The following is a 22,857-nucleotide window of genomic DNA, read 5'->3' as shown; positions in this document are numbered from 1 at the left end:
GGGGCGTAACCGGTCCCGCATCTCAGGAGTCATGGGCGCACCGTAGAGGAAGGGACCGACATCAGCCCTCGCCGTCGACGGCCTCCACCGCGGCGGGGACGAGCACGACCTCTTGCGGGGTCCAGCAGTCCGAGCGCTCGGTGGCCACTTCGGCGGAGCACCCGCGGCACACGAGGTTCGGGCCGTCGCAGCCGTCCAGGCCGCAGCAGCCGTTCCGCCGTCCGCGCAGCGAGGTCAGGTCGGTGCCGCGCACATCGGCCCGGGCCAGGACGATGCCGGTCAGCCCCGCGCGCCGGAGGCCCAGGGCCGCCCCCGGGACCTGTGGCCGGAAGACGCGCTCCCCGGCCTCCGGCGGATCGTAGGCGAAGGTGCCCGGAGCCATCCGCGGCGGGCACTCCTCGCCCTCCGCCAGCTCGTACGGCGCCGGGGCGCTGTCCGCGTCGGGCAGCGGCACCTCTCGTACGGGCGCGGTGACATCGCCGTGGCAGCGGCGGCAACGGAAGACGACCATGCGCGCCATTGTCCGGTTCCGAGCGGGCGGGCTCTACCGCCAGACCACCGTGCGCCAACCTCATACGCCCCCCACGTCACCACCACCGGCGTTTCGGCCACCCCCGGCCGGGCCGGAAGCCTTGCGGTGGGCGACCACGCGTTCGATGGCCCCGCATTCCCGGGCCGCCGCTTCGTCCGGAATCGCGCGCGTTCGATTGAGCCCCTGCCTCGTTGAGCCTGGCATCGCCGGACCACCCAGGTGCGGCGGGCGACCCGAGGAGGGATCCAGGTGACCGTGACCGACACCTCGACCGAACGCTCCGCAGCGCCACCCCCTCCACCACCGGCGGTCATCAGCTTCGAGGGGAAGCACGGCAAGAACCCGCTGGAAGAGGCGAGTTTCGCGACGATGTGCTCGCGGCTTCCCGCGGTGCTGACGAAGACCGCGCGCATGGCCTGGGCCGTCGACCGCGCCGCGGTCGTCCTGCTCCTCGCCTGTCAGGTCCTCACCGGCGCCGCGGCCGCCTGCGTGCTCGGGTTCACCGCGCGGGCCATGACGCACATCCTCGGCGCGGGCACCGTCTCGACGCGCTTACACGCCGCGCTGCCCGCCCTCGTCGTCGTGGCCGTGGCCGCCGCCACTGGCCGGATCAGCGGTGCTCTGTCCTCGTACGCCGACGGGCGGATCACCCCGCGCCTGATGTCCGAGGCGGACACCGCCCTCGTGTCCGCCGTGTGCCGGGTCGAGGCATCCGCGTACGGGGAGCCGGGGTTCGCCGACCGGCAGGAGGCCGCCGAGGTCGGCGTCACCCGCACCCGGCTGATGGTCCAGGACGCGCAGCGCTTCATGGCCGCCCTGGTCCGGATGATCGCCGCCAGCGGTGTCATCACCGTCCTGCACTGGCTGATGCTCCCGCTGCTCCTGCTCGCCGTGCTGCCCGCCGGGCTGGGCGCCGTGCTGTCCGCCCGCGTCGACTACGAGACCCACTACGCCAACATCGGCGACCGCAACGTCCGCGGCATGATGCGCTGGTGGGCCACGTACTCCCGGTACGGCGACGAGGTGCGCGCCAACGGCATGACCGGCTATCTCGTCTACTGGTACCGGGCCCTGTCCGAGCGCATCGACCAGCGCACCCTGACCGCCGCGCCCCGCATGCTCCGCATCACGCTCGCGACCTCCGCCCTCGGGGGCCTGTTCCTCCTCGGCACCTGGGCCGCCCTCGCCTGGCTGGCCACCACCGGCCGGGTCGCCCTGCCCGTCGCGGCCACCGCGGTCGTCGCCGTCCAGGCCACGCTCGCCGCGCTGTCCCAGCTCGTCATCCACGGCGCCGCGATGTTCCACACCTCGCTCTACCTCGCCGACATGCGGTCGTTCCTCGACATGGCCGCCGACCGCGCCCCGCAGCGGGGGGAGTTGACCATCCCGGAGCGGGTGGACGAGATCCGCCTCGACGAGGTCGTCTACCACTACCCGGGCAAGGGCGACCCCGCGGTCGACGGCGTCTCCCTCACCCTGCGCCGCGGCGAGATCCTGGCCGTCGTGGGCGAGAACGGCTCGGGCAAGTCCACCCTGACCAAGCTCCTCACCGGAATCCTCCTCCCCGACAAGGGCCAAGTGCTGTGGGACGACACCGATCTGGCCGACGCCGACTCCGACGCGGTGTGGGCGCGCACCGCCCTCGTCCCCCAGAACTTCGCCTGCTGGCCCCTGCGCGCCCGCGAGAACATCACCCTCGGCCAGCCCAAGACCTACGACGACACCCCGGTGTGGGAGGCCGTCGACGCCGTCGGCATGCGGGAGGCCGTCGAGAAGCTGCCCCGGCAGCTCGACACCCTGCTCGCCCGCGAACTCTTCGGCGGCGCCGAACTGTCCGGAGGACAGTGGCAGCGCCTCGCCTGCGCCCGCGCCCTGTACCGCCGGACCCCGTTGCTGATCCTGGACGAACCGACGTCGCAGATGGACCCGCGCGGCGAGCACCAGATCTTCCTGGAGGTCAAGCGCATCGCCGCCGAGCGCATGACGATCGTGGTGACGCACCAGCTGGAGAACACCCGCCTCGCGGACCGGATCGTCGTCATGCAGCACGGCCGCATCATCGAACAGGGCGGGTACGACGAACTCGTCCACGCGGGCGGGCTCTTCGCCGAGCTGGTGGCGCTGGCCAAGGACCGGTAGGCCGCAGCCTTCGGCTCACCGCGACACGGTGGCGGCACTGCGCCATTGGAGGGGACGAGGGACAGTCCTTGGGCCGTGTGGATCAATTCCGGCGTCTCCCTCAAGACCTTTTCACGATTTTCTTCCTTAAATCTGAATTGACAGTCGACATCCGACTGCGCTTCATGTGGAGGAAACATGCAGATCGCGAAGAAGGCGGCCCTCCTGGCCGCGACCGTCGGCAGCCTGGCGCTCCTCGGGACCGGCACCGCGGCCGCCCACGACGGCACGGGCCACGAGGTTCCGCCTCCGCCCGTCAGCGTCCAGAGCTGTAGCGTCACCACCGGCGACATCACCATCACCAACGGGGACGTCACCACCGGGGACGTCGGGGACGACTCCCCGGTTGCCAACAACACCCTCGTCATCAGTGTCAGCTGCTTCAACACCACCGATGAGGACTGAGGCGGCTTAAGCCGTCCGCGCAGCGTGGCCGGCCGGGCAGGCCCGGCGCCTTTCGCATTCCGGCCCTGGAACGGGCGAAGGGGCCGCGCCCGCCGGACAGTGGCGGGTGCGGCCCCTTCGGGCTCATGAGGCGTCAGGCGCGGGCTGTTCAGTCGTCGTCGCTGTCGCTGTCGTCCTGGTCGTTGTCGTCGTGGTCGACGTGCTGGTCGAGGACCTTGCCGTTGGCGGCGTCGACGGTGACGTCGTGGCTCTTGTGGTCCTTGCCGAGGACGTCGACCTCGTAGACGGTCGAGCCGGTGCGGTCGTTGTCGTCCAGGCCGAAGGAGGTCACGGTGCCGGGCACGGCCTTCAGGGCCTGGTCGGTGGCCTGGCCGTAGCCGGTCTTGTCGCCCTTGATCAGGGCCTGGGCCTCGCGGGCGTCCTCGGCGGCGTCGTCGTCGCGGTCGGTGTGCTTGTTCAGGACCTTGCCGTTGCCCGCGTCGATGGTGACGTCGTGGCTCTTGTGGTCCTTGCCGAAGACGTCGACCTCCCAGATGAGGGAGCCGTTGCGGTCGGCGGTGTCGAGTTCGGCGGAGGTCGCGGTGCCGGGGACGGCCTTCAGCGCGGCGGCCGTGGCCTGGTCGTAGCTGACCTTGCCGGCCTTGACCTCGGTGCGGTCCTGGGCGGTGTCGTCCAGGTGGCGCTCGTTCTGGGTGAGCTGGACCGAGGACTTCGGCGCCGGGCCGCCGTCGTCGTCCGCGAAGGCGCTGGCCGCGCCCGTGCCGCCGATCAGGGCGATGGCGGCGGCCGTGCCGAGAACGACGGCGCGGGGGGTGAGGGTGCGCTTGGCGGTGGCCTTCATGAGGACGTTCCTCCGGTTCGTGTCGCGGTTTCGCTTCCGTCGGCGGGCCCTGTCGCGCCCTTCCGACATCCACTACGTTGCCGAACCGAACCTGAACGCAGCCTGAAGTCCTGAAGCCGTCTTCAGGTTGGGGAGTTCCCGCAGGCCGAACGGGCGAAGGGGCCGCCCCCGCCGGACAGTGGCGGGGCGGCCCCTTCGGGCTGAGAGGGGGGCGTCAGGCGTGCGCCGGGGCGGGACCCATTCGCCGCTCGACCCGGGCCTTGCGCGTCCCGTACAGGGTGATGGCCGTGGCGCCGACGACGGCCAGCAGGCCGAGGGCGACGGTGCCGGTCCAGCCGCCCGCGTGGAAGGCCATGGCGCCGAGCGTGCCGCCCGCGCTGCTGCCGACGTAGTACGCGGTCTGGTAGAGCGCGGCGGCCTGGGCGCGGCCGGTCTTCGCGGTGCGGCTGACCGCCGAGGAGGCGGCGGCGTGGCCCGCGAAGAAGCCCGCGGTGATCAGGACCAGGCCGAGCAGGACCAGCGCCAGCGAGTCGGCGAGGCTCAGCAGGAGCCCGGCGGCGGTGGTGCTCACCGCGACGTACAGGGCGCCGCGACGGCCGAGGCGGCCGACCAGCTTGCCGGTGGCGGCGGAGGAGACCGTACCCACCAGGTAGATCAGGAAGATCGAACCGATCATGCTCTGCGAGAGCCCGAAGGGCTCGCCCACCAGCCGGTAGCCGATCACCGTGTAGACGCCGCCGAAGACGGTCATGAAGAGCGCGCCGATGGCGTACAGGCGGCACAGCAGCGGGTCGGACAGGTGCCGGGTCACGGTGCGGGCCAGGGCCCGCGGGCTGACCGCGGCGGGGGTGAAGTTCCGGGCCTTGGGGATCAGCAGCCGGAAGGCGATCCCGCAGACCAGCGCCATGGCGCCGACCGCCGCGAGGCCCATCCGCCAGCCGTGGCCGTCGGCGACCCAGCCGGTGATGAGGCGGCCGCTCATGCCGCCGACGCTGTTGCCCGCCACGAACAGCCCGATCGCGCCGACCAGCGCCCGCGGTTCGACCTCCTCGGAGAGGTACGCCATCGCGGAGGCCGGGATTCCGGCGATCGCCGCGCCCTGGACGGCGCGCAGCGCGATCAGCCAGCCCAGGTCGGGGGCGTACGGCACGACCAGCGCGAGCGCCACCGCGACCGTCAGCGAGACGGTCATCATCGTGCGGCGGCCGAACCGCTCGGACAGGGCGCTCAGCGGGACGACCATCAGCGCCAGCGCCAGGGTGGCCGCGGACACGCTCCAGCTGGCCTGGTCGGCCTGGACGTGCAGATCGTCGGAGATCGCGGGGAGCAGCGCCTGGGTCGAGTAGAGCAGGGCGAAGGTGGCGAGTCCGGCCGTGAAGAGCGCGAGTCTCATCCGGATGTAGCCGGGGCGGCCGGGGGCCATGCGCTCGGGAGCAGAAGAGACGGGCGGTGCGGAGGCGTCCACGCGGCTGTGGGTGGACGCCCCGGTATCAGCGGGAGGCATGGTTCGAAGGTAAGGACCCGGGGGTTGATGCGTCCAATGCACGGAATCGCGATAATCGATCCACCACAGCATGAGCAGAGGTCAGGGGCGTTTATGTCACGCATCCGCAACGAAAACGACATTCCGGTGACAGTCGAGGTCGAGGCCGAGTCCTGGGCGGCGGCCCTGACGCCCCGCCTCGCCCAGTTCGCCGCGGTGGCGCGCCATGAGCATGTCACTCGCGCGGCACAGGAGTTGGAGGTGCCCCAGTCGACGCTCAGCCGGGCGATGGTGCGGCTGGAGGAGGACCTGGGCGTGGCGCTGTTCGCCCGCCGCGGCCGTACGGTGGCGCTCACCCCGGCGGGGCGCACGTTCCTGCGCTCGGTGGAACGGGCGCTGGCCGAGGTGGACCGGGCAGCCGAGTCCGTACGGGCCGACGCGGACCCGGCGGCGGGCCGCGTCGCGTTCGGCTTCCTGCACACGCTGGGCTCGGAGACCGTACCCGGCCTGATCCGCGGCTTCCGTGCCTCCCACCCCCGGGTCCGCTTCCAGCTGGTCCAGAACTACGGCCAGGCGATGATCGAGCGGATGCGGGCGGGCGGCCTCGACCTGTGTCTGACCTCACCCGTCCCCGACGCCCCCGACCTGGTCGCCCGCCGCCTGGACGAGCAGCGGCTGCGGCTGGTGGTGCCGGACGACCACCGGCTCGCCGGGCGCCGCCGGGTCCGGCTCGCCGAAGCGTCGGCGGAGCTGTTCGTGACGCTGGAGCCGGGGTACGGGCTGCGCCGGATCACCGACGCCCTGTGCGCGGAGGCGGGCTTCACCCCGAAGATCGCGTTCGAGGGGGAGGAGGCCGAGACGATCCGCGGTCTCGTCGCCGCGGGTCTCGGCGTGGCGCTGCTGCCGCCGCCCGCCGTGCCCCGCCCGGGGGTCGCGGAGCTGACGGTCACGGCGCCGCGCGCGGTCCGTGAGATCGGCGTGGCGTGGCTGGACGGCCACCCCGACACGCCTCCGGTGGCCGCCTTCAAACGGTTTCTGCTGAGCCGTCGCGGTCAGCTTCTGGACTGACGCTCTCGCAGCTTTCCCGACGGGTGTTCTCCCGGCTGAGGTTCGCGGCGTCCGGGCTGATCAGGACGTCGACCCCGGCCCGCAGGAACTGCTCGAAGACGTCCTGGTTCTCCGCCGAGGCCAGCGCGGGGGTCTGGATGGTGCCGCGCATCAGGCTGGTGCCGAGCACCCACGCCACCAGCAGCTCGGCCCGCACCTCGGCGTGCGGGCCCTCCAGGCGCGCGGCGAACCGCTTGGTGAACATGTCGGTCAGCTCCTCGCGCAGACGGCCGATGGCCTCGTCGCGGCTGGAGGAGCGGAGCACGGTGAGCACGGGGTGGGGGAAGTCGGCGTCCTTGGGCTCCCCGGCTATCAGCGCGCTGAACCATTCCGCGACGCAGTCCAGGGGGACGTCGAGCAGCGGTTCGAACACCTTGGAGTTGCTCGACACCGTCTCGAACAGCGCTTCCTTTGAGCCGAAGTACCGGTAGACGAGCGCCGCGTCCACTCCGACGTCCCCGGCGATGTCGCGCACGCTGGTGCCGTCGTAGCCGTACCGGCCGAAGCGGAAGGCGGCGGCGGACATCAGGGCGGTGCGCGTCCGCTCGGCGCTGCGCTTGCGCGCGGGCTCGCACCGCCCTGACGTCCCCGAAGTCCGGTCGTTCGCTGGTTCGTTCACCCGATAGCTCCTCGTGCAGATACGGCCCGTCGCCGGTCGCCCATCCTCCAGGCTCTGCCGACTGTCTCAAAGTCACCGATCGTTGTCAGCGCTTGTTGACTTTTCGTCGCACGCACCTGCACGATGATCGATAAGTCAACGATCGATGACTTAGGGGTTGGGAGATCAACTGTGTCTGAGGTATCTGGCCGCCATGTCGCCGTGATCGGAACCGGCTACGTCGGACTGACCACCGGCGCCTGCCTGGCGTCCCTGGGCCACCACGTGGTGTGCGCCGACGCCGACTCCCAGAAGGTCCAGCGGCTGCGGCGGGCCGAGGTCGACATCCTCGAACCCGGCCTGCCGGATCTCGTCCGGGACACCGTGGCCACCGGCCACCTGGAGTTCACCCAGGACACCGCGGCCGCCGTGGCCGACGCCGACGTCGTGTTCCTCTGCCTGCCCACGCCCATGGGCGCGGGCGGCGCCGCCGACCTGGCCGCCGTCGAGACGGTGGCCGGGGAGATCCGCACCGTCCTGCCGCAGGGCAGCGTGGTCGTCAACAAGTCCACCGTGCCCGTCGGCACCGCGCAGCGCGTCGCGGACCTGCTCGGCCGCCCGGACGTGACGGTGGTGAGCAATCCCGAATTCCTCCGCGAGGGCCGGGCCGTGCACGACTTCCTGCACCCGGACCGCATCGTGATCGGCGCCGCGGACCGGGAGGCCGGGCAGCGCGTGGCCGACCTGTACGGCACGCTGGACGCGCCCGTCGTGCTGACCGACGCCGCCAGCGCCGAACTGGCCAAGTACGCGGCCAACTTCTTCCTGGCCATGAAGCTGTCCTTCGCCAACAACCTGGCCACCCTCTGCGAACACTTCGGCGCCGACATCGGCGACGTCACCGACGGCATCGGCCACGACCCCCGCATCGGCCCCGCGTTCCTGCGGCCCGGCCCCGGCTGGGGCGGCTCCTGCCTGCCCAAGGACACCCACGCCCTACTGACGATCTGCCAGGAGGCCGGGGTGGACTTCCCGCTGCTGCGGGCCACCATCGAGACCAACGTCGAGCACCAGTACCGGCTGGTCGAGCGCATCGTCGCCGAGTCCGCGGCCGCTGACGGCTCGCTGCACGGCGTACGCCTCGCCCTGCTCGGCCTGACCTTCAAGGCGGGCACCTCCGACCTGCGCGACTCACCCGCCCTGGCCATCGCCCGGCTCCTGAAGGAGCGCGGCGCCGAACTCCTCGCCTACGACCCGGCGCTGGAGGGCACCCGCCGCCCCGACCTCAGCGATCTGCTCACCGTCGTGGACGACCCGCTGGAGGCGGCGGCCGGTGCGGACGCGTGCGTCGTCCTCACCGAGTGGCCGCAGCTGCGGGACCTCGACTGGGAGGCCATCGCCGGGCGGCTCGCCACCCCCACCGTCCACGACTTCCGCAACCTCCTCGACCCGGTCCGGCTGGAGCGGGCCGGGCTGCGGTGGTACGGCGTCGGCCGCACGCCCGCCCTGGCGCCGCGCGGCTGAGCGTCACGCGACGCCCCGACTCCGTACGCGACGCCCCTCCGTACGCGACGCCCCGACTCCGAACGCGACGCAGCCCGACCACGTCACCGAACCGACCGAACAGAAAGGGTTCACCCCATGCGGGTCCTGTGCACCACAACCGGCAGCGCCTCCCACGGGCGCGCCCAGCTACCCCTGCTCCGCGCGCTCGCCGCGGCCGGACACGAGGTGCTGGTGGTCACCAACTCCGGACTGGCACCGGTCTTCCAGGACGACGACGTCCGCGTGACCACCGTCATGCCCGACCTCGACCCCCGCGCCCGGATGCAGGAGCAGGCCGACGAGATGGCCAACCTGCCGCAGGGCGACACGGCCGCGCTGCACTCCGCGATGGGACGGCTCATGTTCCGCGGCATGGCGGGCGCCGGGGCGAAGATCTCCCTGGAGGCCGTCTTCCCGACGGCGAAGGAATTCCAGCCCGACCTCATCCTGCGCGACGGCATGGACATGGGCGCCTGCCTGATCGCCGAGCGGCTGGGCATACCCCATCTGCCCACCCCCTCCGGCGCCGTCAACATCCTCGACCCGGCCGATGTGCTGCCGTACCTCAACGGCACCCGCGAGGAAGTCGGGCTGCCCACCCACGACGACCCGCTGTCCATCGCGCCGCACGGGCGCGTCGACTGCGTACCGCCGGAGTTCACCTTCGCCCGGAACCTGCCCCCGACGTTCTCGTACCGGCAGACCGTGGACGTCGAGCGGGCCTCCGTCCTGCCGCGCTGGGTCGCCGAACTCCCCACCGACCGGCCGCTGGTGTACGCAGCCATCGGCACCGCGTTGCCGAAGATGCTGGAGATGGGCGGCGCCGAAGGAGGGCTGGAGCTTCCCCCCGGGTTCCCGGACCCCACGGCCACCCTGCGCACCATCGCGGACGCCGTGTCGCGGCTGGAGGACTGCACCGTCGTCCTCACCACCTCGGGCGTCCCGCTGGACACCGACGGCCTGCCGCCGCACGTCCACGTCACCGAGCGGCTGCCGCAGCCGATCCTGCTGGAGTCCGTCGACGTGTTCCTCACCCACGGCGGCTTCAACAGCATCCGTGAGTCGCTGCGCACCGCCACCCCGCTGGCCGTCCTGCCGCAGTTCGGCGACCAGCACGCCAACGCGCGCCGGGTGGAGGAGCTGGGACTGGGCCGCCACGTCACCGACACCACCCCCGAGGGCGTCGCCGCCGTCTGCCGGGACGTCCTCGCCGACGACGCCATCACCGCCCGGGCCCGTACGGCACGGCTGACGATGCTGGCCACGCCGGGCATCGAGACCGCCGTCGGCGATCTGGAGAAGCTCGCCGGATAACCCCGCCCCGCACGCCGAACGGTACGACGCGACCCCCGGGAAGAGACGGACCTCCTCGTGACCACCTCCGACACGACCGAGCGGGGCGCGGCCCCCGACGCGGACGGCCCGCCCGTACGGCTCACCCACCGCCAGATCACCACCGTCATGTCGGGCCTGGTGCTCGGGATGTTCCTGGGGGCGCTCGACGGGACCGTGGTGTCGTCCGCGCTGCGCACCATCGCGGACGACCTCCACGGCCTCACCGCCCAGGCCTGGGTGACCACGGCCTACCTGATCACCGCCACCATCGCGACCCCGCTGTACGGCAAGCTCTCCGACATCCACGGCCGCCGCCCGGTCTACCTGGCCGCGATCGTGCTGTTCACCATCGGCTCGCTGCTGTGCGGGATCGCCACCTCGATGTACGAGCTGGCGGCGTTCCGGGCGGTGCAGGGCCTGGGCGGCGGCGGGCTGATGTCGCTCGCCATGACGATCGTCGCCGACATCACCTCGCCCCGGGAACGCGGCCGCTACCAGGGCTACTTCATGGCGGTGTTCGGCGGCGCCAGCATCGTCGGCCCGCTCGTCGGCGGGGCGCTGGCGGGCAGCGAAACCCTGCTGGGGATCGACGGCTGGCGCTGGATCTTCCTGATCAACGTGCCGCTGGCGATCCTGGCCATCACCGTGATCCTGCGGGTGCTGCACCTGGTGCCGCACCGCCCGGTGCGGCACCGCCTCGACTACGGCGGCGCGGCCGCCCTCGCCGTCGGTCTGGTCCCGCTGCTCACCGTGGCCGAGCAGGGCCGCAGCTGGGGCTGGGGCGCGCCGCTGTCCCTGGCCATGTACGCGATCGGGGTGCTGGGCCTGGCCGGGTTCGTCCTGGTGGAGCGGCGGATGGGGGACGCGGCCCTGCTGCCGCCGCGGATGTTCCGCATCACGTCGTTCCGGCTCGGCACGACGCTGCACTTCATCGTCGGCATCGGCATGTTCGGCGCGATGACGACGCTGCCGCTGTATCTCCAGCTGGTGAAGGGCATGAGCCCGATCGAGGCGGGTCTCGCCACGCTGCCCACCGTCGCGGCGAACCTGACGGTCACGCTGGTCGTCGGCCGACTGATCGCCAAGACCGGGCGGTTCAAGGTCTACCTGGTGACGGGCATCGGCTCGTTCGCGGCCGCCATGGTCGTCTACGCGACGCTGGGCGTGGACAGCCCGCTGTGGCACGTCGCCCTCGGCATGGTGTTCATGGGCGCCGGGCTGGGCGCGGCCATGCAGACGCTCACCACCCTCGCCCAGAGCGAGGTGCCCCGGAAGGACATGGGCGCCGCGACCGCTGGGGTCAACTTCTTCCGCTCCAACGGCGGCACGGTGGGCGCCGCCGCCTTCGTCTCCATCCTCTTCTCGTTCGCGGGAACGCGGATCGGCGACCGCTACACCGAGGCGCTTGCCCACCCCGCGTACCGCAAGCTCGCCGAACAGCCCGCGAACGCGGAGGCACTGAAGGCGGCCGTCGGCCCCGGCGGCAAGGTCAACCTGGAAGACTCCGCCTTCCTGCACACCCTCGACCCCCGGGTCGCCCAGCCCTTCCTGGAGGGGTACGTCAGCTCCCTGCGGATCGTGTTCCTCACCGGCGCCGCCGTGATCCTGGTGGCCTTCCTGATCGCCGCCCGGCGGGTGCCGGACCTGACGCTGTCCGACGAGTAGCCACTTCAGACGCAGCGGGCGCCGCTTGACCTTGCCGCCGGCGGCAGGGTTGGACGATCACGGCATGGACACCAGCACCGCACCGCAGAGCGGCAGGACCGTCGTCGTCACCGGGGCCGGGACCGGGATCGGCCGTGCCACCGCCCGGGCCTTCGCCGCCGAGGGCGCCCAGGTGCTCGCCGTCGGACGGCGGGCCGAACCGCTCCACGAGACAGCCGCCGGACACCCGCGGATCACCCCGCTGACCGCGGACATCACGGCCGTGGGAGAGCCGGAGCGCATCGTCCGCACCGCCCGGGAGTCGCACGGCCGGCTGGACGTGCTGGTCAACAACGCGGGCATCGTGCGCAGCGGAGCCCTCGGCACTCTCACACCGGAGATGATCGACCCGCAGATCGCCACCAACCTGATCGCCCCCATCCTGCTGACCCAGGCCGCGCTGCCCCTGCTGGAGGCGACCGGCGGGGTGATCGTCAATGTGAGCACCTCGGTGGGGCAGCGGGCCTGGCCCGGCAGCTCGGTCTACGCGGCGACCAAGACCGCGCTGGAGCTGCTGACCCGCAGCTGGGCGGTCGAGCTGGCACCCCGCGGCATCCGCGTGGTCGCGGTCGCCCCCGGCGCGATCGAGACCCCGATCGGTGAACACCAGGGCCTGACACCGGAACGGAGGGCCGCGGTGCGGGAATGGCAGCTGGCCCACACCCCGCTGGGCCGCATCGGCCAACCCGGGGAGGTGGCCCGGGCCGTCACCCAACTCGCCTCGCCCGAGGCGTCGTTCGTCACCGGAGTCGTGCTCCCGGTCGACGGCGGGGCGGTCGTGGCGTGATAGGTGTGGCCCCGGAGGTGGCGCGGGTGAGGATCGGCGAGCTGGCCAAGGCGACCGGGACGACCCCGCGTGCGCTGCGGCACTACGAACAGGCCGGGCTGATCTCCTCCGAGCGGGCCGTCAATGGCTACCGCGTCTACGACGAACGGGCCGTGGTGCGGGTCCGCAACATCCGCCACCTGCTGGCCGCCGGACTCACCCTCGACGACGTCCAGGCGTTCCTGCCCTGCCTGGACGGCGATGTGGCGGCCGCACCGCCGTCGGACAAGGGGCTGCGCGTCGCGTGGGAACGGCTGGCGGTCCTCAACGAACGGATCGCCGCCCAGACCGAGGCCCGCGACCGGCTGGAGTCCGCGCTGCGGAACACGACCCGCCCCGGGGCCTGACCCTCTGCCCCACGACAGAGGGTCAGGCCGCTCACTGCAACGGCGAGTCCGGCGGTGGAATGCGCACGATGCGCTCCCGGTCGACGGCCTCCACCCCGTCCACCGCCTCCAGCACCGGGATCCGGTCCTCGGCGATGGTGCCGGACAGCGAGCCGAGCAGGGGCTGTTCGCCGGTGACCGTGAGACCGGCCGCGCGGGCGGCCCGTACGACCTCCGCGAACCGGTCGGGGTCGACCGAGACGATCACCCCGACCGGTCCGGATGCCTCGCTCACGGGGCCCGTCACGGCGCCTGCAACAGACCCGCGCCGACATCCGCGGCGGGCTGCGGCAGCGGGTACGCCCCGGAGAGCAGCCGGGACCGAAGCCCCGCCCCCGACGCCTCCGGCGCCGCCTGGGCGATCAGCGCGAGGACACCGGCGGCGTGCGGGCACGCCATGCTGGTGCCGCGCAGCGTCTGGTACTTGCCGCCCGGGGCGGCCGAGAACACACCGACGCCGGGCGCCGCGATATTGACCTCGCCGCCCTTGTCGTTGATGGCGCCGCACGAGAAGAACGCCGTCGACAGGTCCTTGTCGAGGGCTGCGACCGCCAGTATCGAGGGGCAGTTGGCGGGCCGTCCGACGGGGACGACGAGTCCCGGCCGTCTGCTCTCGTTGCCCGCCGCGGCGACGATGACCGTCCCGCGCTGGAGCGCGCGCTGGGCCACATTCTCGTAGGTCTGCGGGAAGAGTTCTCCCGGCTGGACCTGGGCGCCGAGCGACATCGAGATCACCCGTGCGCCGTGGGCGATGGCCCAGGCCATGCCCGCCAGGATCTGGCCGTCGCTGCCGGTGCCGCGGTCGCCCAGCACCTTGCCGGCGAGGATCTTCGCCTCGCCCGCCACGCCGTAGCGGGGCGCGTGCTCGGGTTTGGCGGGACCGGCGACGGTGCCGATGCAGTGCGTACCGTGGCCGTGGCCGTCCTCCACGTCCTCGCCCGGCACGAACGAGGCCGTCAGCTCGAGACATCCGGCCAGGTCCGGATGGCCGGTGGCCACCCCGGTGTCCAGGACGGCGACCTTCACCCCGCGACCGGTCAGATGCGAGAGGTTGGCCCGGATCGCCTGCTGTCCCCAGGTGGTGGTCTGCTCGTCCCAGGCCGGGCCCAGCGAGGCGGCGAGTTCGGCCCGGGTGTGCCGGTCGACCTCGTCCTCGTCGCTGCGGTAGGTCGGGAAGAACCCGGTCAGCGTCCGCTGCGGCTCGGTGATCACCGAGGCGTACACCATCCGTTCCGGCTCGGCGGCAATGATGGAGGGCTCGGTCTGCGCCGTGGTCACCAGTGTGTGCCGCTGGTCGGGCTGCACTTCGACGACGGCGGCACCGAGTTCGTCGAACAGCACCGACACATCGGGGCGTTGGAGCAGCTCGGCGGCGCCGGCGGGCTCGATCCCGCGGACGCGTTCGACGGACGCGATCCCTGCGGACGAGCGCAGCGCGTCCAGTCCGCGTTCCGTCTCCCGCTGGTCGAGCAGCACCACGTACCGGCCGGTGTACTCGGTGGCGTGGGGCATGAGCGGCACATCGGCACGCTCGGGATGTTCGCCATTGGGCGGCCTGCCCATGGGTCCGTTCGTCATGGGGATTCTCCGCTTCTGTGCGCTTCCCCCGTGCTGTGGGGGCGCGCGCCGATGCGCGGAGTGTCGGGCGCCAAGACTGTCGGGGCGGTCCGTCGCGTACCGGCGCGGTGCCATCGCCCACTTCGAGGCGGTCGTCTCACGGTCGTGTCACGCTCGCCTCGCGGGCGCCCCCCTCATCCACCGTCACGCCGCTGACGGGCCCCCGCAACTCAGGCCCGGCGGTTGCTCAGCGCCGCAGCGTGGAGCCGAAGCCCGCGGCCAGCGGCATGCGCAGGCCCAGCGGGGGCGGCGCGGCCAGGGCGTCGGCCACCGGGCGGGAGTAGCCGGTGGCGAAGAGGGAGCCGAGGAGGAAGTCGATGGCCAGCGCCTGGACCTCGGAGCGGTGCTGGTTCAGCCCGTGCCCGTCGGTGTGCACCTCGAAGCGGCACACATCGCGGTTGACCTTCTTGGCCCGCTCGGCGAACCGGTACGACAGCTCGGGGTCGACGCGCTCGTCGTTCGTGCCGTGGGCGATCAGCACCTGCCGCCCCACCAGGTGCTTGACCGGCTCGGGCTCCAGCGTGTCCGGCTCCGGGAGCCAGGGCGCCAGGGCCACCACCGAGGCGACGGCGGGATGCCCGGCGGCGCGCAGCGCGGCGCGGGCGCCCATGCCGTGGCCCGCGAGGCACACCGGTACGTCGCCGTAGCGCCGTACGACCTCCTGGGTGGCCCATTCGGCGTCGGCGGCCGCGGCCGCGTCGGGCCCGTTCCAGCCGCGGCACCGGTAGTGGACGACGTGGGCGGCCAGCCCCTCCTCCTGGCCCGCCCGGACCAGTCGCCGGGCCAGCGGCAGCACGGCCGCGACGGACATCCGGGTGGGCCGCCGGGTGCCGCCGTCCGGATCGCCGCCCGGAAGCAGCAACACCACACCGTGCACGGTCCTCCGCGAGGCGGCCGCGCCCATCGGCCGCCCCAGCCGGGCGCCCCGTTCGGGCAACGCTTGCTGAGCCATGGCAAAACGATCGCAGAACGGAGAGTGGAGTCCACTACCCGTGCGGGTCACTGTTCCGTATCTATCCGCGACGGTCTACGCGCGTAGGGGCTATGGTGCGCAGATGACGAGCGAGCACACCCACCAGCCCACCCCCGAACAGATCCGCCGTGCCCCCAAGGTGCTGCTGCACGACCACCTCGACGGTGGGCTGCGCCCCGGCACGATCATCGACCTCGCCCGGGAGACCGGGTACGAGGCGCTGCCGGAGAGCGAACCGGACAAGCTCGGCCTCTGGTTCCGCGAGGCGGCCGACTCCGGCTCGCTGGAGCGGTACCTGGAGACGTTCGCCCACACCTGCGCCGTCATGCAGACCCGGGACGCGCTGGTCCGGGTCGCCGCCGAATGCGTCGAGGACCTGGCCGAGGACGGCGTCGTCTACGCCGAGATCCGCTACGCCCCCGAGCAGCACCTCACCCAGGGACTCACCCTGGAGCAGGTCGTCGAGGCGGTGAACGACGGCTTCCGCGAGGGCGAGCGGCGGGCCCGGGACAACGGCCACCGGATCCGCGTCGGCGCCCTCCTCACCGCGATGCGCCACGCCGCCCGCGCCCTGGAGATCGCCGAACTCGCCAACCGCTACCGCGACCTCGGCGTCGTCGGCTTCGACATCGCGGGCGCCGAGGCGGGCTTCCCGCCCACCCGCCACCTGGACGCCTTCGAATACCTGAAGCGGGAGAACAACCACTTCACGATCCACGCGGGCGAGGCGTTCGGGCTGCCCTCCATCTGGCAGGCGCTCCAGTGGTGCGGCGCCGACCGGCTGGGCCACGGGGTGCGCATCATCGACGACATCGAGATCGCCGACGACGGCTCCATCACGCTGGGCCGCCTCGCCAGTTACGTCCGGGACAAGCGCATCCCGCTGGAGCTGTGCCCGACCTCCAACCTCCAGACGGGCGCGGCCACCTCGTACGCCGACCACCCCATCGGGCTGCTGCGCCGCCTGCACTTCCGGGCCACCGTGAATACGGATAATCGTCTGATGAGCGGTACGAGCATGAGCGTCGAATTCCAGCACCTGGTTTCGACGTTTCAGTACACGCTGGACGACATGCAGTGGTTCACCGTTAATGCGATGAAGTCGGCCTTCATTCCTTTCGGTGAACGTCTGGCGATGATCAATGACGTGATCAAGCCTGGGTATGCTGAATTGAAGTCCGAATGGCTGTTCCGGCAGGTGGGCTCGACCACCCCTGTGACCAGGGATTCTGCGGTCGAGGGCAGCTGATCGTACGGACGGAAGAAAAGGCCGGGGAAAGGGTTTGGTGGCCGTCCGGTGACCGCTTTTCCCTGTTTGCGGGCGTCCGAAAACCAGGGCTACGTTTCCGTATCGGTCAAGACCCCCGTCTGCAAGGACAGATTTCTGATGAAGCAGGGAACCCTCAAGACCCTCGGCGTGATGGCCCTCGGCGCTGCCGCCCTCGTGGCCGGAGGCGGCGTCGCGTCCGCGGCCGGCACCCCCGGCCCCCACGGCCATGGCACCTCCGCCGTCCCCGGCGGCCCGGGCGCCGGCGCCTCCGCCCCGCAAGCGTCGCTCCCCGGCAACGCGGTCCCCGGCAAGCCCGGCAGCGGCCCCGCCGCCGGTCGGCCCAGCCAGCCCGAGCCGCAGGGCCTGCTGGGCAACCTCGGCGGGCTCGGTGGGCTCAAGAACCTGCCGACCAACAACCTCATGCGACTGGGCTGATCCTCCGTCCGGCACCCGGCCGGGCCGCACACCCGCCTCGGGTGTGCGGCCCGGCCGCGTCGTCGGTGGCGGGCTGCCGTCACCAGGCCTCGCGGTAGGAGTCCTCCGCCGGTAGGAGGATCCACAGCGCGATATAGAGCAGGAACTGCGGGCCCGGCAGCAGACAGGAGACCAGGAAGATCACCCGCATCGTGGTCGAGGTCGTTCCGAACCGGCGGGCCAGCCCGGCGCAGACGCCGGCGATCATCTTGTCGTTGCGGGGGCGTACCAGTGCGGCGGCCATGATGGCGGCTCCTCGGCGTAGGGGTTCGTACCGTCCCGGGTCGTGTTGCCCGAGCTGATACCTCCACGCTAGGTCCGCGAGCCGGACGAGGCGTCGCTCCAGGGGGCGAGGCCGACCCTGGTCATCGTCGGGGTCACCGTCCGGCCGCTCTCCTCCCGCGGGAGGGCGGCGCCCCCGACCCGGTCGGCCCGGCGGCGGACCAGGGTCCGTACGGCGGGCACCACCAGCAGGTGCGCGAGCGCGACCCCGAGGGTGTTCAGCAGCAGCGCGTCCACGCTCACGATCTGGCCGGTCACCTCGCTGCGCAGCAGGGCGATCGCCATGGCCGTCATCGCCCCGGTGAAGGTCGTCCGCACGAACGAGGCGAACGGGTACGCGTCCACCCGGCCCCCGGCCAGCGGCAGCAGCACCCCCAGCGGCGCGAGCAGCAGCAGCCCCCCGCCGATCGAACGGGCCGCGGCCCAGGGGGTGAGCGCCAGATCGGCGCGGATGGCGCCCAGCGGTTCCAGGGTCTCGGCCGTCACCCACGGCACGGTCAGCGGGCGCAGGGTCAGCCAGCAGACGAACGCAAGGTGAGCGACGAGGAGAACGAAACCCGCGGCGCGGTAGCGGAAGGCGGCCCGACGGCCGAAACGACCCTGCACGTATCTCAGGACGCGACCGGCCGGGCTCGCGGTTCCGCGCGCACCGCGCTGGTCAGTAACGGGTTACCGACTGGTCGGTTACCGGATCGTCACGGGAAACGGGCCGGGAACGGGCGGCGAACCACAGGGAATCGGTCAGTCCGCCGGTCAGGACGCAGCGCCTCGTCACACCGGTCGCCCGGTCAGGTCACCAGCACCCCGGAGGTCACCGCGACCTCCGGACGGCTCCGCATCTCCTCGGTGCACTCGTACCGCTTCAGCGGGTCCCTGTCGCTGTCCGGGCCGCCGAGCACCACCTTGTGCTCCTCGTCCGCCGCCGCCGAGCCCGCGAACGTGCAGATGATCTGCGCGAGCGCGTACGACGGCAGCTCCTCCGGCGGCCGGTTCAGCCGCAGCGCCCCGTCCGGGTCGCCCTTCGCCGGACCGGAGACCGAGATCCAGTCCTCCACCGCGGTGGAGAACCCGGCCGAGGACTCGGACGCCGAGGGCGGCTGCCGCAGCTGCTCCAGCAGCGCCCGGGCCGCCTCCACCCGCTCGATCGGCGCCTTCCGCTCCGACAGCTGCGCGTTCCGGTTCACCGACAGGATCCGCGAGGTGCACAGCAGATAGATCCGTACGGACACCCGGCCCGCCCCCTCGGCGGCCCGCCCCGTCTCCGGCGCCCGGCACGACGCGCGCGAGGGCGCGGCCCCGGCGTCCACCGGCACCGAGGTGCCGCGTATGCCGCACCCGGCCGCCAGCAGCGCGGCCACGACGGTCAGCAGCAGGGCGGCGCGCCGCCGGGTCGCTCGCGGGCTCATGGCGCGCCCCCTTCGTTCCTACGGCTGCCCTCGGCACCGTCGTCCTTGCCGGGCTCGCCCTTGCGCTCCCTGCCCTTCCGGTCCTCGCCCTTCCGGTCCTCGATCGAGGCCAGGCGCGAGGCGTCCATGGGCAGCCGCAGCGTGAAGACGGCCCCGCCCTCCGGCGAGTTCGCGGCGCTGATGTCACCGCCGTGGATGTGCGCGTTCTCCATCGCGATCGACAGCCCCAGCCCGCTGCCCTCCGAGCGGGGCCGGGAGGCGCTCGCCTTGTAGAAGCGGTCGAAGACGTGCGGCAGCACGTCCTCCGGGATGCCCGGACCGTGGTCCCGCACCTTGATCAGCAGATCCTCGCCCTCGGGCAGTACCGACACCCGCACGGGGGAGCCCCCGTGCTTGAGCGCGTTCCCGATCAGGTTCGCCAGGATGACGTCCAGCCGCCGCGGGTCCAGCCGGGCCATGATCCCGCGCGCCGCGTCCAGCTCCACCGCGTCCAGCCAGGCGCGCGCGTCGATGCACGCCGTCACCTGGTCCGCGACATCGACGTCGTCGAGCACCAGCCGGGCGGTGCCCGCGTCGAAGCGGGTCACCTCCATCAGGTTCTCCACCAGGTCGTTCAGCCGCCGGGTCTCGCTGACCACCAGCTGCACCGCCGGGGCGATCATCGGGTCGAGCGCGTCGGCCTCCTCCTCCAGCACCTCGGTGACCGCCGTGATCGCGGTGAGCGGGGTCCGCAGCTCGTGCGACATGTCCGCGACGAAGCGCCGGCTGGACGCCTCCCGCGCGCTCAGCTCCGCCACCCGCTTCTGGAGCCGCTCCGCGGCCCGGTTGAAGGTGTGCGACAGCTTGGCCAGCTCGTCCGAGCCGGAGACCTGGAGCCGGGTGTCGAGATGCCCCTCGCCCAGCCGGTTCGCCGCCTCGCCCAGCCGCTGCACCGGCCGCAGCACGGTGGCCGCGGCCGCCTGCGCGAGCAGCGCGGAGCCGACCAGCGCCAGGGCGGTGGCGATGCCCAGCGACCAGGCGAGCGAGTTCAGGTCCTGGCGCTCGGTGTCCAGGGACTTGAGCATGTAGCCGGTCGGCCCGCCCCCGTTCACCTTCGCCCCGCCCACCAGGTACGGGGTGCCGTCCAGCGTGATCCGCTGCCAGTAGAGGTGGTACGGGGCGGCCTGCGACCCCTCGGCGGCGCGCCGCTCGTCCACCGCGCGCCGCAGCACCCCCGGCACGGCCTTCATGGTGAACAGATCCGGCTTCGAGGCCGCCGTGCAGCCGCCGCTGCCCGTTGTCCGGGTGACCAGCAGCACCTCGTACTTCTGCGTGTTGTCCGCCATGCGGTCCGCCGCGTCCTGAAGCTCGGGACAGGTCGGCGTGACCGGCAGCGGATCGGTGTCGTCCTTCAGCGCCTTGCGGAACTCGTCCAGCGCCGCGTCCTGGGTGCGCGTCAGCACCGCGTCACGGTTCAGCCAGTACGCGATCGCCGACGCGGACGCCGCGGCCGCCAGCGCCACCAGACCGAAGACCAGCATCAGCCGCAGCCTCAGGCTGAGCCACCGCAGAATCCCCGCGGCCCAGCCCCGCCCCCGGCCGGGCTCCTCGTTCACACCGCTCAATTCCGCGACTCTCCGCCCCACCCGTGCGCACCGGCGTACGCGGCCGCGTCCCTCACGCCGGAGCGTCCAACCGGTACCCGACCCCACGCACCGTGCGGATCAGCGTCGGCGACGACGGCACGTCCTCCACCTTGGCGCGCAGCCGCTGAACGCACGCGTCCACCAGCCGGGAGTCACCCAGATAGTCGTGCTCCCACACCAGCCGCAGCAGCTGCTGCCGCGACAGCGCCTGCCCCGGCCGCCGGCTCAGCTCCAGCAGAAGCCGCAGCTCGGTGGGGGTGAGCTGAAGGTCCTCGCCGTTCTTGGTCACCGTCATGGCGGCCCGGTCGATCACCAGGCTGCCGAAGGACGCCGCGTCGTTCGCCTCCCGTTCGCCGCGGCGCAGCACCGCGCGGATACGGGCGTCCAGCACCCGCCCCTGCACGGGCTTCACCACATAGTCGTCCGCGCCCGACTCCAGCCCCACGACCACGTCGATGTCGTCGTTCCGGGCCGTCAGCAGAATGATCGGCAACTGGTCGGTGCGGCGGATGCGGCGGCACACCTCGAAGCCGTCGATCCCGGGCAGCATCACATCCAGCACGATCAGATCCGGCCGCTGCTCGCGCAGCAGCTTCAGACCGTCCTCGCCCGTCGCCGCGGTCGCCACACGGTGGCCCTGGCGGGACAGGGAGAGTTCGAGGGCCGTGCGGATGGCGTCGTCGTCCTCGATCAGCAACAGGAAAGGCACGTTGGTCATTCTGGCCTACAAGGGGCCTGTAGTTCGACCGTCGGGTCTCCACCAGCTTGATCGCCTGTGACGAGCCTGTGACAGTCGGCAGACAGCGCCATGAAACTGGTTCGGCAAAGTCTTCTGTGCACCGGCCGGAACGAGCGGCCGGGCAGCCAGCAGACGACCGAGCAGGCTCCACCGACGGGGGGCGCGACATGAGCACACTGCACTACACCCACAACAGCGCAGTCATTCGCACGCGTCTCCACGACGCCGGCCGGAGCGCGGAGAAGTCCGGTGCCGTGAGCGGGCGGGGGTGCGCTCGCGGCACCGGGCGTCAGCGGCCGCCGTACATGGTGGCCATTGACGCGAACTCGGGGGCCGGGGAGGGCCCCGGGGGGAACGGGGGTCCCGGGGGGGATCACGGGGGCAGCTCGTACAGGGAGGCAGAGGGGGAGCGGCGCACGCAGAGCGGGGCGGAAGCGGAATTCACCGCGTACGTCCAGGAGCGCCGCGCCTCCCTGTACGCAACCGCCTACCACCTGACCGGCGATCGGTTCGAGGCCGAGGACCTGCTCCAGAGCGCGCTGTTCTCGACCTACCGGGCCTGGGACCGGATCAGCGACAAGGCCGCGGTCGGCGGCTATCTGCGCCGCACCATGACCAACCTGCACATCAGCGCCTGGCGTCGGCGCAAGCTCAACGAGTACCCGACGGAGGAGCTGCCGGAGACGGTCGGCGACCAGGACGCGATGCGCGGCACCGAACTGCGCGCCGTGCTCTGGCAGGCCCTGGCCCGGCTCCCCGAACTCCAGCGCACGATGCTGGTGCTGCGGTACTACGAGGGCCGGACGGATCCGGAGATCGCGGACATACTCAACATAAGTGTCGGAACGGTCAAGAGCAGCATCTGGCGTTCACTGCGCCGGATGCGCGAGGACGACACCCTCAGCTTCGGCCGTGACGAGGAAGAGTCCTTCGGCGAACTCGTCGCCTGAGGGCAGGGGAAAACGGGGGCCGGTGCTCGGGGGAGCGCCGGGTGAATGGGGAAACGGGGAACAGAGGGAAAAGGGGGAAACGGGGGAAACAGGGAAAAAATCGGGGGATAACGGGGAAACGGGATCGGGGGATCCCCACGGGGGAGAGCGGGTCCGGACGGCCGGGGGGTCTGTCCGGGCCCGTTCGCATGCGCGGTCGTACGGAGCGGTTTGAGTACGGATACTCATGCCCCCGTATCGCCCGTTTCGGCAGGCTGATCCGCATGCTGATCCGCAGGAAGACAAGCGACGTTCTACGACGCGTCCTCGATGTGGTCGCGGGCGACTGGCTCTCCCGCGGCTACCTCGCCGTGGTCTTCGCCCTCCTGGCCTGGGCGTGGGCGGACGCCAGCTTCTTCCCGTACGACGACGCCTCGTTCGCGGCGGTCGTGCCCGCCCTGTTCACGGCACCGGCCAGCCTGCTCTTCGTCCTCCTCCCGGAGGGCACCGAGGGCTCCTACTTCGGCCTGGTCACCGTGGCCGCCGTGCTCAACGCCACCGCGATCACCCTCCTGGCGCGTACGGCGCGCAGCGCCTAGGGG

General features: G+C 72.1%; 24 protein-coding genes. 12 read left to right on the top strand and 12 right to left on the bottom strand.

Annotation, left to right across the window (positions count from 1 at the left end; genetic code table 11):
- Positions 1-61: 61 nt before the first annotated feature.
- Positions 62-511, bottom strand: a complete 450-nt coding sequence (locus tag EEJ42_RS13870) for a low molecular weight phosphatase family protein (RefSeq protein WP_148081938.1) — start codon at positions 509-511, stop codon at positions 62-64.
- 270 nt (positions 512-781) lie between these two features.
- Between EEJ42_RS13870 and EEJ42_RS13865 the strand changes: the two genes are divergently transcribed.
- Positions 782-2,671 carry an ATP-binding cassette domain-containing protein gene (locus EEJ42_RS13865; protein WP_184503073.1) on the top strand — a complete coding sequence of 630 codons (1,890 nt, stop codon included), beginning with the start codon at positions 782-784 and terminating at the stop codon, positions 2,669-2,671.
- A 177-nt stretch (positions 2,672-2,848) separates the two neighbouring features.
- Complete coding sequence (locus EEJ42_RS13860; protein ID WP_123100247.1) at positions 2,849-3,115, top strand: hypothetical protein; 267 nt, start codon at positions 2,849-2,851, stop codon at positions 3,113-3,115.
- 148 nt (positions 3,116-3,263) lie between these two features.
- Here EEJ42_RS13860 and EEJ42_RS13855 read toward each other — a convergent pair whose 3' ends face one another.
- Both EEJ42_RS13855 and EEJ42_RS13850 read right to left on the bottom strand, forming a co-directional pair.
- Positions 3,264-3,956 carry a PepSY domain-containing protein gene (locus EEJ42_RS13855; protein WP_123100246.1) on the bottom strand — a complete coding sequence of 231 codons (693 nt, stop codon included), beginning with the start codon at positions 3,954-3,956 and terminating at the stop codon, positions 3,264-3,266.
- 214 nt (positions 3,957-4,170) lie between these two features.
- Positions 4,171-5,460 (bottom strand): MFS transporter, encoded by a 1,290-nt coding sequence (locus tag EEJ42_RS13850; RefSeq protein WP_123100245.1) that lies wholly within the window; start codon positions 5,458-5,460, stop codon positions 4,171-4,173.
- A gap of 93 nt (positions 5,461-5,553) precedes the next feature.
- Between EEJ42_RS13850 and EEJ42_RS13845 the strand changes: the two genes are divergently transcribed.
- Entirely contained in the window at positions 5,554-6,507 is a 954-nt protein-coding gene (locus EEJ42_RS13845; protein WP_123100244.1) for a LysR family transcriptional regulator, read from the top strand.
- On the opposite strand, the gene EEJ42_RS13840 is transcribed toward EEJ42_RS13845, so the two are convergent.
- Positions 6,464-7,165, bottom strand: a complete 702-nt coding sequence (locus EEJ42_RS13840) for a TetR/AcrR family transcriptional regulator (RefSeq protein WP_246096667.1) — start codon at positions 7,163-7,165, stop codon at positions 6,464-6,466. The two genes, EEJ42_RS13845 and EEJ42_RS13840, sit on opposite strands and share 44 nt — an antisense overlap.
- Before the next feature lie 201 nt (positions 7,166-7,366).
- On the opposite strand from EEJ42_RS13840, the gene EEJ42_RS13835 reads away from it, so the two are divergent.
- The 5 genes from EEJ42_RS13835 (at position 7,367) to EEJ42_RS13815 (ending at position 12,901) form a co-directional block, all read left to right on the top strand.
- Positions 7,367-8,668 carry a UDP-glucose dehydrogenase family protein gene (locus tag EEJ42_RS13835; protein ID WP_123100243.1) on the top strand — a complete coding sequence of 434 codons (1,302 nt, stop codon included), beginning with the start codon at positions 7,367-7,369 and terminating at the stop codon, positions 8,666-8,668.
- Positions 8,669-8,785: 117 nt separating this feature from the next.
- Positions 8,786-10,003, top strand: a complete 1,218-nt coding sequence (locus EEJ42_RS13830) for a glycosyltransferase (protein WP_123100242.1) — start codon at positions 8,786-8,788, stop codon at positions 10,001-10,003.
- Between the two features lie 57 nt (positions 10,004-10,060).
- Positions 10,061-11,689, top strand: a complete 1,629-nt coding sequence (locus EEJ42_RS13825; protein ID WP_123100241.1) for an MDR family MFS transporter — start codon at positions 10,061-10,063, stop codon at positions 11,687-11,689.
- Between the two features lie 64 nt (positions 11,690-11,753).
- Positions 11,754-12,515 carry an SDR family NAD(P)-dependent oxidoreductase gene (locus EEJ42_RS13820; RefSeq protein WP_123100240.1) on the top strand — a complete coding sequence of 254 codons (762 nt, stop codon included), beginning with the start codon at positions 11,754-11,756 and terminating at the stop codon, positions 12,513-12,515.
- Positions 12,516-12,541: 26 nt separating this feature from the next.
- A complete protein-coding gene (locus tag EEJ42_RS13815) occupies positions 12,542-12,901 on the top strand; it encodes a MerR family transcriptional regulator (RefSeq protein WP_221179368.1) in 360 nt (119 codons plus the stop codon).
- A 31-nt stretch (positions 12,902-12,932) separates the two neighbouring features.
- On the opposite strand, the gene EEJ42_RS13810 is transcribed toward EEJ42_RS13815, so the two are convergent.
- From EEJ42_RS13810 to EEJ42_RS13800, 3 genes are all read right to left on the bottom strand, one after another.
- A complete protein-coding gene (locus EEJ42_RS13810; protein WP_123100238.1) occupies positions 12,933-13,175 on the bottom strand; it encodes a hypothetical protein in 243 nt (80 codons plus the stop codon).
- A gap of 8 nt (positions 13,176-13,183) precedes the next feature.
- On the bottom strand, positions 13,184-14,518 hold the full coding sequence (locus EEJ42_RS13805; RefSeq protein ID WP_246096655.1) for a S8 family peptidase: 1,335 nt from the start codon (positions 14,516-14,518) through the stop codon (positions 13,184-13,186).
- Between the two features lie 226 nt (positions 14,519-14,744).
- On the bottom strand, positions 14,745-15,509 hold the full coding sequence (locus tag EEJ42_RS13800; protein ID WP_123100237.1) for an alpha/beta hydrolase: 765 nt from the start codon (positions 15,507-15,509) through the stop codon (positions 14,745-14,747).
- 103 nt (positions 15,510-15,612) lie between these two features.
- On the opposite strand from EEJ42_RS13800, the gene EEJ42_RS13795 reads away from it, so the two are divergent.
- Entirely contained in the window at positions 15,613-16,779 is a 1,167-nt protein-coding gene (locus EEJ42_RS13795) for an adenosine deaminase (protein ID WP_123100236.1), read from the top strand.
- Positions 16,780-16,917: 138 nt separating this feature from the next.
- Positions 16,918-17,235, top strand: a complete 318-nt coding sequence (locus EEJ42_RS13790) for an ATP-binding protein (protein WP_123100235.1) — start codon at positions 16,918-16,920, stop codon at positions 17,233-17,235.
- A gap of 79 nt (positions 17,236-17,314) precedes the next feature.
- On the opposite strand, the gene EEJ42_RS13785 is transcribed toward EEJ42_RS13790, so the two are convergent.
- The 5 genes from EEJ42_RS13785 to afsQ1 form a co-directional block, all read right to left on the bottom strand.
- A complete protein-coding gene (locus EEJ42_RS13785) occupies positions 17,315-17,518 on the bottom strand; it encodes a PspC domain-containing protein (protein ID WP_123100234.1) in 204 nt (67 codons plus the stop codon).
- Positions 17,519-17,586: 68 nt separating this feature from the next.
- Positions 17,587-18,162, bottom strand: a complete 576-nt coding sequence (locus EEJ42_RS13780; RefSeq protein WP_123100233.1) for a VanZ family protein — start codon at positions 18,160-18,162, stop codon at positions 17,587-17,589.
- Between the two features lie 182 nt (positions 18,163-18,344).
- Positions 18,345-18,962, bottom strand: a complete 618-nt coding sequence (locus EEJ42_RS13775; protein WP_123100232.1) for a hypothetical protein — start codon at positions 18,960-18,962, stop codon at positions 18,345-18,347.
- Positions 18,959-20,482: a sensor histidine kinase gene (locus EEJ42_RS13770; RefSeq protein ID WP_184503079.1), complete on the bottom strand. Its 1,524-nt coding sequence runs from the start codon at positions 20,480-20,482 to the stop codon at positions 18,959-18,961. Before EEJ42_RS13770 ends, EEJ42_RS13775 begins: the two co-directional genes overlap by 4 nt.
- A 136-nt stretch (positions 20,483-20,618) precedes the next feature.
- Entirely contained in the window at positions 20,619-21,296 is a 678-nt protein-coding gene (afsQ1, locus tag EEJ42_RS13765) for a two-component system response regulator AfsQ1 (RefSeq protein WP_009717259.1), read from the bottom strand.
- Positions 21,297-21,493: 197 nt separating this feature from the next.
- On the opposite strand from afsQ1, the gene EEJ42_RS13760 reads away from it, so the two are divergent.
- The gene (locus tag EEJ42_RS13760) at positions 21,494-22,276 is read left to right on the top strand and encodes a SigE family RNA polymerase sigma factor (RefSeq protein WP_123100231.1); all 783 of its coding nucleotides are present in this window, start codon (positions 21,494-21,496) and stop codon (positions 22,274-22,276) included.
- 263 nt (positions 22,277-22,539) lie between these two features.
- A complete protein-coding gene (locus tag EEJ42_RS13755) occupies positions 22,540-22,854 on the top strand; it encodes an SCO4225 family membrane protein (protein ID WP_148081937.1) in 315 nt (104 codons plus the stop codon).
- Positions 22,855-22,857: the final 3 nt, after the last annotated feature.

Source organism: Streptomyces botrytidirepellens, assembly GCF_003721215.1.
Classification (GTDB): domain Bacteria; phylum Actinomycetota; class Actinomycetes; order Streptomycetales; family Streptomycetaceae; genus Streptomyces; species Streptomyces himastatinicus.
Note: the sequence above shows the minus strand (reverse complement) of the source record. Positions and strands in the feature narration are given on the sequence as shown.